Origin of the sequence: Franzmannia pantelleriensis, from assembly GCF_900102875.1 — a bacterium.
GTDB lineage: Bacteria > Pseudomonadota > Gammaproteobacteria > Pseudomonadales > Halomonadaceae > Franzmannia > Franzmannia pantelleriensis.
The window spans coordinates 73,827-81,785 of record NZ_FNGH01000018.1 but is presented as its reverse complement, the minus strand read 5'-3'; the positions used below and the strand labels follow the sequence as shown (position 1 = coordinate 81,785).

The 7,959-nt window shown below is 68.5% G+C and carries 8 protein-coding genes and 1 pseudogene; all 9 read left to right on the top strand.

The window, feature by feature from the left end:
• Window positions 1–493, top strand: a pseudogene (locus BLT16_RS18890) (hypothetical protein); the annotation flags it as partial.
• A 49-nt stretch (window positions 494–542) separates the two neighbouring features.
• Window positions 543–1,538, top strand: coding sequence for a tRNA pseudouridine(38-40) synthase TruA (gene truA / locus BLT16_RS18885; RefSeq protein WP_089660425.1), 996 nt, complete (start codon window positions 543–545; stop codon window positions 1,536–1,538).
• Window positions 1,535–2,167, top strand: a complete 633-nt coding sequence (locus BLT16_RS18880) for a phosphoribosylanthranilate isomerase (protein WP_089660423.1) — start codon at window positions 1,535–1,537, stop codon at window positions 2,165–2,167. Before truA ends, BLT16_RS18880 begins: the two co-directional genes overlap by 4 nt.
• 37 nt (window positions 2,168–2,204) lie before the next feature.
• A complete protein-coding gene (gene trpB / locus BLT16_RS18875; protein ID WP_089660421.1) occupies window positions 2,205–3,419 on the top strand; it encodes a tryptophan synthase subunit beta in 1,215 nt (404 codons plus the stop codon).
• Between the two features lie 9 nt (window positions 3,420–3,428).
• Complete coding sequence (gene trpA, locus BLT16_RS18870; RefSeq protein ID WP_089660419.1) at window positions 3,429–4,232, top strand: tryptophan synthase subunit alpha; 804 nt, start codon at window positions 3,429–3,431, stop codon at window positions 4,230–4,232.
• A 46-nt stretch (window positions 4,233–4,278) separates the two neighbouring features.
• Complete coding sequence (gene accD / locus BLT16_RS18865; RefSeq protein ID WP_089660417.1) at window positions 4,279–5,271, top strand: acetyl-CoA carboxylase, carboxyltransferase subunit beta; 993 nt, start codon at window positions 4,279–4,281, stop codon at window positions 5,269–5,271.
• A gap of 11 nt (window positions 5,272–5,282) precedes the next feature.
• A complete protein-coding gene (gene folC / locus BLT16_RS18860) occupies window positions 5,283–6,641 on the top strand; it encodes a bifunctional tetrahydrofolate synthase/dihydrofolate synthase (protein ID WP_089660415.1) in 1,359 nt (452 codons plus the stop codon).
• Window positions 6,638–7,297, top strand: coding sequence for an SPOR domain-containing protein (locus BLT16_RS18855; protein WP_089660413.1), 660 nt, complete (start codon window positions 6,638–6,640; stop codon window positions 7,295–7,297). The genes folC and BLT16_RS18855 overlap by 4 nt, the downstream gene beginning before the upstream one ends.
• Window positions 7,297–7,899: a CvpA family protein gene (locus tag BLT16_RS18850; RefSeq protein ID WP_089660412.1), complete on the top strand. Its 603-nt coding sequence runs from the start codon at window positions 7,297–7,299 to the stop codon at window positions 7,897–7,899. The genes BLT16_RS18855 and BLT16_RS18850 overlap by 1 nt, the downstream gene beginning before the upstream one ends.
• Window positions 7,900–7,959: the final 60 nt, after the last annotated feature.

The window sequence follows — 7,959 nt, the reverse complement described above, 5'->3', positions numbered from 1 at the left end:
GCCCGAGCCCGAGCCCGAGCCCGAGCCCGAGCCCGAGCCCGAGCCCGAGCCCGAGCCCGAGCCCGAGCCCGAGCCCGAGCCCGAGCCCGAGCCCGTGTCATCCTCGCCGACCGGTGGTGCCGATGATACCCCGCGGGTGATCGACTATCGGCCGCCGGCGCTGGAACCCTCGGCGGCGCCCCGCGAGGAGACCCCCATGCAGCCCAGCGTCGAATTCGAGTCGAGCGAGCCGGCGGTGGCCGAGTCGCCGTCGGTGCGGCCCCCCGAGGAGGAGTGGGAAGTCGAGGAGGTGGCGTTCGAGCCGCTGCATCTGGATAATGAGGGGCCTGCCGCCGCCTCGCCTCAGGCGCTGCTCGACGCGGCCCGCCAGCGCCTCGACCAGGGCCAGCCACAAGCGGCCCGGTCGCTGCTCGATCAAGCGCTGGACGAGGCCCGAGGAGATGGCCAACTGGAGGCCGAGGCGCGGCGGCTGATTGCCCAACACGACCTGTGATGCGCGCGGCTTTTCGGCGCGCTGACCCCGACGAGCCGCTGACGAACCAATGCCCCTGTTTAAACGCCTGGATGAAAATACCCGCCTGACTGGCCGCCTGGCCGCCGCCGTAGAGTACGACGGCAGCGCCTACTGCGGCTGGCAGCGCCTCAAGCACGCCCCCTCGGTGCAGTACGAAGTCGAGCAGGCCCTGGCGCGCGTGGCGAGTCAGCCGGTCACCGTGCACTGCAGCGGCCGCACCGACAGCGGCGTGCACGCCACTCGCCAGGTGATCCACTTCGATCCGCCGGTGGCGCGCTCTCAGAAGGCGTGGGTGTTCGGTGCCAATGCCAACCTCCCCCGCGATATCGCCATCCGCTGGCTGGTGCCGGTGGCCGACGACTTTCACGCCCGCTTTCTGGCCCTGGCGCGGCGCTATCGCTATGTCATTCTCAATCAGCCCAGCCGGCCGGTGCTGGAGCGTGCCAACGCCACTTGGTGCCGCGACCCGCTGGACGCCGATGCCATGCATCGCGCCGCCCAGGTGCTGGTCGGCGAGCGCGACTTCTCCAGTTTCCGCGCCGCCGGCTGCCAGTCGAAGACCGCCTGGCGCCACCTGCACTTCATCGAGGTGCACCGTCACGGGCAGTTGGTGGTGGTCGACGTCCAGGCCAATGCCTACGTTCATCACATGATCCGTAACATCGTCGGCGCGCTGGTGGATGTCGGTCGCGGTTCGCAGGATGAAGACTACATCGCCAGGCTGCTGTCGCTGCGCGACCGCACTCAAGCCAGTGCCACGGCGCCGGGCTGTGGACTGCACTTCGTCGACTCGCTCTACGACTCCCAGTACGTACTGCCTCGCGAGCCGCTGGGGCCCAACCTGCTGGCCTTTCTCGGCGAGTGGACCGGCGAGCGTGAGCTGCCAGACTCGCCGCTGGTGCGCTATCGCCGCGGCCGTCCGCTGGCCGAAGATGAGGGCCACCCCTCGCTGCCCAAGTACCTGAAAAAGCATCCAAAGGGGCAGCGCCGACCGGCCTCGGCGGCTGAAGAGGAATCACCATGAGCCAGCCGCTGACGCAGCGCCGCACCCGGGTCAAGATATGCGGGCTAACGCGTACCGAGGACGTCGCTGCCGCGGTGGCGGCCGGGGCCGATGCCTTGGGCTTCGTGCTGTGGCCGGGCAGCAAGCGGGCGGTGGATGTCGAGCGCTTGGCCGCGCTCAGCGCGCGGGTGCCCGCCTTCGTCACCCGGGTTGGGCTGTTCGTCGACCAGCCGCCCGAGGTTATCGCCGCCTGCGCGCCGCATCTCGACCTGCTGCAGTTCCACGGCGCTGAATCTCCGGCCTACTGCACGGCGGCGCCGCGGCCCTGGATCAAGGCGCTGCGCATGCGCGAGGGCATCGACCTGCACGCTGCGGCAGAGGACTATGCCGACGCCCGTGCGCTGCTGCTCGATGCCTACAAACCCGGCGTGCCGGGCGGCACCGGAGAGACCTTCGACTGGTCGCGAATCCCCGCAAGCCTGGCAAAACCTGTTATTCTCGCCGGAGGTCTATCGGCGTCCAATGTCGGTACGGCCATCGCCGCGGTACGGCCGTTCGCGGTGGATGTCTCGGGAGGCGTCGAGTCGTCTCCGGGCATCAAGGATGCGACCCGCATCTCTGAATTTCTGCACCAGGTTTCCCTGACCTGATCCCAATCCGCTCAAGCGACCCTGTGAGGTGTCTTTCGTGACCAAGTTCAGCGACCTGACCCGACTGCCTGATGCGCGCGGCCACTTCGGCCCCTACGGCGGCCGGTTCGTTTCGGAAACGTTGAGCTTCGCCCTGGATGAACTCGAGAAGAACTACGCCGCCATGCGCGACGATCCCGATTTCCAGGCGGAATTCGACTATGATCTGGCCCATTTCGTGGGGCGGCCCTCGCCGCTGTATCATGCCAAACGCTGGTCGGATTCACTGGGCGGTGCGCAGATCTGGCTCAAGCGCGAGGACTTGAATCACACCGGCGCGCACAAGGTCAACAACACCGTGGGCCAGGCGCTGCTGGCCAAGAAGAGCGGCAAGCCGCGGGTAATCGCCGAGACCGGCGCCGGTCAGCACGGCGTGGCCACCGCCACCGTGGCCGCGCGTCTGGGCCTCCAGTGTGAGGTCTACATGGGCGCGGCGGACGTCGAGCGTCAGAAGCTCAACGTCTACCGCATGCACCTGCTGGGCGCCAAGGTGATCCCGGTGGACTCGGGTACCCGTACCCTGAAGGACGCCATGAACGAGGCGCTGCGCGACTGGGTGACCAACGTCGACGACACCTTCTACATCATCGGCACCGTGGCCGGCCCGCACCCCTATCCGCTGCTGGTGCGCGACTTCAACTCAGTGGCCGGCCGCGAAGCGCGTCGCCAGTCGCTGGAGCAGATCGGCCGGCTGCCGGACGCGCTGATTGCCTGCGTCGGCGGCGGCTCCAATGCCATGGGCCTGTTCTATCCGTTCGTCGAGGACGACGAGGTCGCCATGTACGGCGTCGAAGCCGGCGGCGACGGCGTCGAGACCGGGCGCCACGCTGCGCCGTTGGCCTCCAACGCGCCGCGCGGCGTGCTCCACGGCAACCGCACCTACCTGATGTCCGACGCCGCCGGCCAGGTCTCCGACACCCACTCCATCTCCGCCGGGCTCGATTACCCGGGGGTGGGCCCCGAGCACGCGCTGTGGAAGGATGTCGGGCGGGTCAACTACGTGGCCGCCAACGACCAGCAGGTGCTCGAGGCGTTCCGCGAGCTGACCCATATGGAAGGCATCATGCCGGCGCTGGAGACGGCCCACGCCCTGGCCCACGCCAAGGTGCTGGCGCCGACCATGCGCCCCGACCAGCACATCGTGATCAACCTCTCCGGTCGCGGTGACAAGGACATCATGACGGTGGCCAAGCTCGACGGCATTGAATTCTAAGGACCTGCGATGAACCGTATCGATCAACGCTTCGCCGAGCTCAAGGCGCAGGGCCGCAAGGCCCTGATTCCCTATATCACCGCCGGCGACCCGGGCCCCGAGCACTCCGTGGGCTTCATGCACGCCCTGGTCGAGGCCGGGGCCGATATCATCGAACTCGGCGTGCCGTTCTCCGACCCCATGGCCGACGGCCCGGTGATCCAGAAAGCCTGCGAACGCGCGCTCTCCAAGGGCACTCGGCTGCTCGACCTGTTCGACATGGTGCGCGAGTTTCGACGCACCGACACCACCACCCCGGTGGTGCTGATGGGCTATCTCAACCCGGTCGAGCGGATCGGCTACGACGCCTTCGCTGATGCCGCCGCTGAGGCGGGCGTCGATGGCGTGCTCACCGTCGACATGCCCCCCGAAGAGGCTGTGGAGTTCGGCCCGATTCTCAAGGCACGCGGCTTGGCCTCGATCTTCCTGGTGGCCCCTACCACCTCCAACGCCCGGGCCGCTACAATATGCGCCCACGGCGAAGGCTATCTGTACTACGTATCGCTCAAGGGCGTGACCGGCTCTGCCAGCCTCAACGCCGAGGACGTGGCCAGCCACCTGGCGCCGCTGCGCGAGATGACAGAGCTGCCGCTGTGCGTCGGCTTCGGCATTCGTGACGGTGCCTCGGCGGCAGCGGTGGCCCAGGTCGCCGACGGCGTGATCGTCGGCTCGGCGCTGGTCAACCGCATCGCCGACAGTGCCGACGACCCGGCCGCTATCGCCCCGCAGCTCAAGGCCGTGCTGGGCGAGATGCGCCAGGCCATGGACGCTTGAGTGAACGCCAACGATCAATGACTCAGCATACGGGAAGCATTCTGACATGAGCTGGCTAGACAAGATCGTGCCCTCGATGGGCCGTATCCAGCGCAAGGACCGACGCGCCAGCGTGCCCGACGGGCTGTGGCGCAAGTGCCCCAAGTGCGAGGCAGTACTCTACCTGCCCGAACTCGAGAAGCACCACAACGTCTGCCCCAAGTGTGACCATCACCTGCGGCTGACCGCGCGCAAGCGTCTCGACTGGTTCCTCGACAAGGAGGGCCGCGAGGAGATCGCCGCCGACCTCGAGCCGGTGGACCGCCTCAAGTTCCGCGACTCCAAGAAGTACAAGGACCGCCTCACTGCGGCCCAGAAGAGCACCGACGAGAACGACGCGCTGGTCGCCATGCGCGGCACGCTCGAGGGCATGCCAATCATCGCCGTCTCCTTCGAGTTCACCTTCATGGGCGGCTCGATGGGCGCCATCGTCGGCGAGAAGTTCGTGCGTGCGGCAACCGTGGCGCTGGAAGAGGGCATCCCGCTGGTGTGCTTCTCGGCCTCCGGTGGGGCGCGCATGCAGGAAGCGCTGTTCTCGCTGATGCAGATGGCCAAGACCTCGGCGGCGCTGGAGAAGCTCAAGCAGGCCGGCATCCCCTACATCTCGGTGCTCACCGACCCGGTCTACGGCGGCGTATCGGCATCGCTGGCCATGCTCGGCGATCTCAACGTCGCCGAGCCCAATGCGCTGATCGGCTTCGCCGGCCCGCGGGTCATCGAGCAGACCGTGCGCGAGAAACTGCCCGAAGGTTTCCAGCGCAGTGAATTCCTCCTCGAGCACGGCGCCGTGGACATGATCGTCCATCGCAGCGAAATGCGCGATCGGCTGGGGGCGGTGCTGCGCAAGCTGACGCATATGCCGGTCACCGGCATGCCCGAGGAGCACGAGCCCGACCTGGTCGACGTCGCCGAGCAGCAGCCCGACGAGGTCAACGAGATCAGTGAGGTCGACGAGCCGCTGGAGCAGCCCGCCGAGGACGACGGCCAGGCGCCGCGTTGACGGAGCGCCGCATGAGTTCGCCCGATCATGCCGTTCAGCCCGTCGACCTGGCGGGCTGGCTGGCCTATCTCGAACGCCAGCACCCGGTCAGCATCGACCTCGGCCTCGAGCGGGTTACCGCGGTGGCCGAGCGCATGGGGCTGTTCGACGCGCCGATCGCCGGGCGCCTGATCACGGTGGCCGGCACCAACGGCAAGGGCTCCACGGTGGCCATGCTCGAGGCGCTGGCACGCGCCCACGGCCTCACCACCGCCACTTACACCTCGCCGCACCTGCTGCGCTACAACGAACGCCTGCGCCTTGACAGCGTCGAGGCCGACGATGCCAGCCTGGTGGCCGGCTTCGCCGCGGTGGAGACGGCACGTCTGGCCGGCGAGCCGATCAGCCTGACCTACTTCGAGGCCGGCACCCTGGCCGCGCTGTACATTATCGCCCAGCGCTCGCCGCAGCTGGCGATTCTCGAGGTGGGCCTGGGCGGACGTCTGGACGCGGTAAATATCCTGGATGCGGATGTCGCGATTGTAACCACCGTGGCCCAGGACCACGCCGCCTTTCTGGGAACCGATATCGAGCAGATCGGCCGCGAGAAGGCCGGCATCATGCGTGCCGGGCACCCGGCGGTGCTGGGCAGCACGACCCTGCCGGCCAGCGTGCGTGCACACGCCGATGGACTCGGCGTGCCGCTGTACGCGCTGAGTAAGCAGGTCTTACGCAGCGAGCTGGATGCCAGCGGCCGCTGGCGCTGGCAGGGTCTTTCATCTGCGCAGGGCGGCCCGCTGATACTTGACCACTTGCCCGACCCGGGTCTGCCGCTGGACAATGCCGCCAGTGCGCTGCAGGCACTGACGCTGGCCGGCCTCACGCTCGACGCCGAGTGCTGTCGCCAGGGGCTTGCCCAGGTGCAGCTGGCCGGTCGCATGCAGTGGCTGGGCAACTGGTGCCTGGATGTGGCGCATAATCCGCATGCGGCCCATTATGTGGCCAAGCGGCTGGCTCAGCGGCCCTGTGCCGGCAAGCGCTATGCGCTGCTCGGCATGCTTGCCGACAAGGACGCCGCCGGCGTGGTCGGCGAGCTGGCCGGGCAGGTCGACGCCTGGGTCACGGCGAGTCTCGACGGCGAGCGCGCGCGCAGCGCCGCGGCGCTGGCCGCGACCCTCGAGGCCAGCGGTCAGCCGGTGGCGCACCGCGCCGAGAGCGTCGCCGCCGCCGTGGCCTGGCTCAGTGAACGGCTCGACGCCGACGACCAGGTGCTGGTGTGCGGGTCATTCTTTACCGTGGCCGAGGCGCTGGCCGAGTGGCAGGCGGGGCGTCTTGTACAGCCGCGGTTGGCAGAGGACGCCAGCATCAGGCATGAGGAGGGATCAGCATGAAATATGGCATGCGTGAGCGCATCAGTGGGGCGGTGATCATCATTGCCCTGGGGGTGATCTTTGTGCCGATGCTGTTTGATTCGCCGGCGCCCCGTGAAGAGCGCCCGGCACCGGTGCTTACCATCGAGCAGCCCATCGACGTGCAGCGCACCCCGGTGGATGAGCCGACGCCGCCGGCCAGCCTCTCGACGCCGCCCGCCGGCGAGATCGAGGAGCCGCCCGAGGTCGACGCCGAGCAGGTGGTCGAGGCTACCGAGCCCGTCGAGCGCGACGAGCCCGGCGACCTCGATCAGCCGACCCCGGCAGCGCCCGAGGCAAGCGATCCGATCGCCGAGCTGGCCGAGTCGGCCCAGGCGCCCAGCGAGCCCGAACCCGAAGCGGCGGCCGAGCCCGAACAGACACCGCCCACTGCCCCCAGTGAAGGCGGCGAGTGGGAAGTGCAGGTCGGCAGCTTCGGCCAGCCGGACAACGCCGAGCGCCTCGAGGCACAGCTCAACGAGCAGGGCTTCAGCGCCTACCGCCGCGCCCGCGACAACGACATGACCAGCGTTTACGTCGGCCCCTTCGCCAGCTCCAGCGACGGCGAGCAGGCGCGTACCGAGCTTCAGGAACGCGCCAATATCCAGGGGCTACTGGTCCGGGTGCGGGAGGATTGATGAGTCTCACCTGGCTGGACATGGCGTTTCTGGCGGTGCTCGCCATCTCGATGCTGGCCGGCTTCATGCGTGGCCTCATCCGCGAGGGGCTGGGCCTGGCGGCCTGGGTGATCGCGCTGGTCGCCGCGCGGATGTTCGCCGAGCCGGTGGCCGATATGCTCAGCGGGTTGATCGACAACGCCGACGGCCGGCTGGTGCTGGCGTTCATCCTGGTCATCTTCGTGGTGATCATGATCTGCGGGCTGGTCATCCGCGCCGTGCATGCCGCGGTGGAGTGGGTCGGCATGGGCTTTTTCAACCGCGTGGCGGGGGCCGGCTTCGGCGTGCTGCGCGGCGCGGCGATCCTGGTGCTGGTCACCGTGCTGATCTCGCTGACCCCGCTGTCGCAGCTCGAGGCGTGGCGCGATGCCGAACTGCGGCCCACCTTCGAAGAGCTACGCGGTTGGGTGATCAGCCAGGTCGAGGCCTGGGAGCAGCGCGATCCCGAGCGCACCGAGGCGTGGCGCAATCTCTCGCTCCCCGGTTTCGGCAATGGCGACACCGATGACGACCAGGTGCTCGACCAATCCGCCGGGCAGGGCGAGGCCCCGGCAACGCAATGAACATCGCTACGCGGCCGAGTGCCGGGTGACACATCCTAAAGGGCCGGCACTGCCGGCCAT

Coding starts and splice junctions, on each gene's coding strand:
- accD (WP_089660417.1), top strand. CDS start 4,279: ATGAGCTGGCTAGACAAGATCGTGCCCTCGATGGGCCGTATCCAGCGC.
- BLT16_RS18850 (WP_089660412.1), top strand. CDS start 7,297: ATGAGTCTCACCTGGCTGGACATGGCGTTTCTGGCGGTGCTCGCCATC.
- BLT16_RS18880 (WP_089660423.1), top strand. CDS start 1,535: ATGAGCCAGCCGCTGACGCAGCGCCGCACCCGGGTCAAGATATGCGGG.
- trpA (WP_089660419.1), top strand. CDS start 3,429: ATGAACCGTATCGATCAACGCTTCGCCGAGCTCAAGGCGCAGGGCCGC.
- folC (WP_089660415.1), top strand. CDS start 5,283: ATGAGTTCGCCCGATCATGCCGTTCAGCCCGTCGACCTGGCGGGCTGG.
- BLT16_RS18855 (WP_089660413.1), top strand. CDS start 6,638: ATGAAATATGGCATGCGTGAGCGCATCAGTGGGGCGGTGATCATCATT.
- truA (WP_089660425.1), top strand. CDS start 543: ATGCCCCTGTTTAAACGCCTGGATGAAAATACCCGCCTGACTGGCCGC.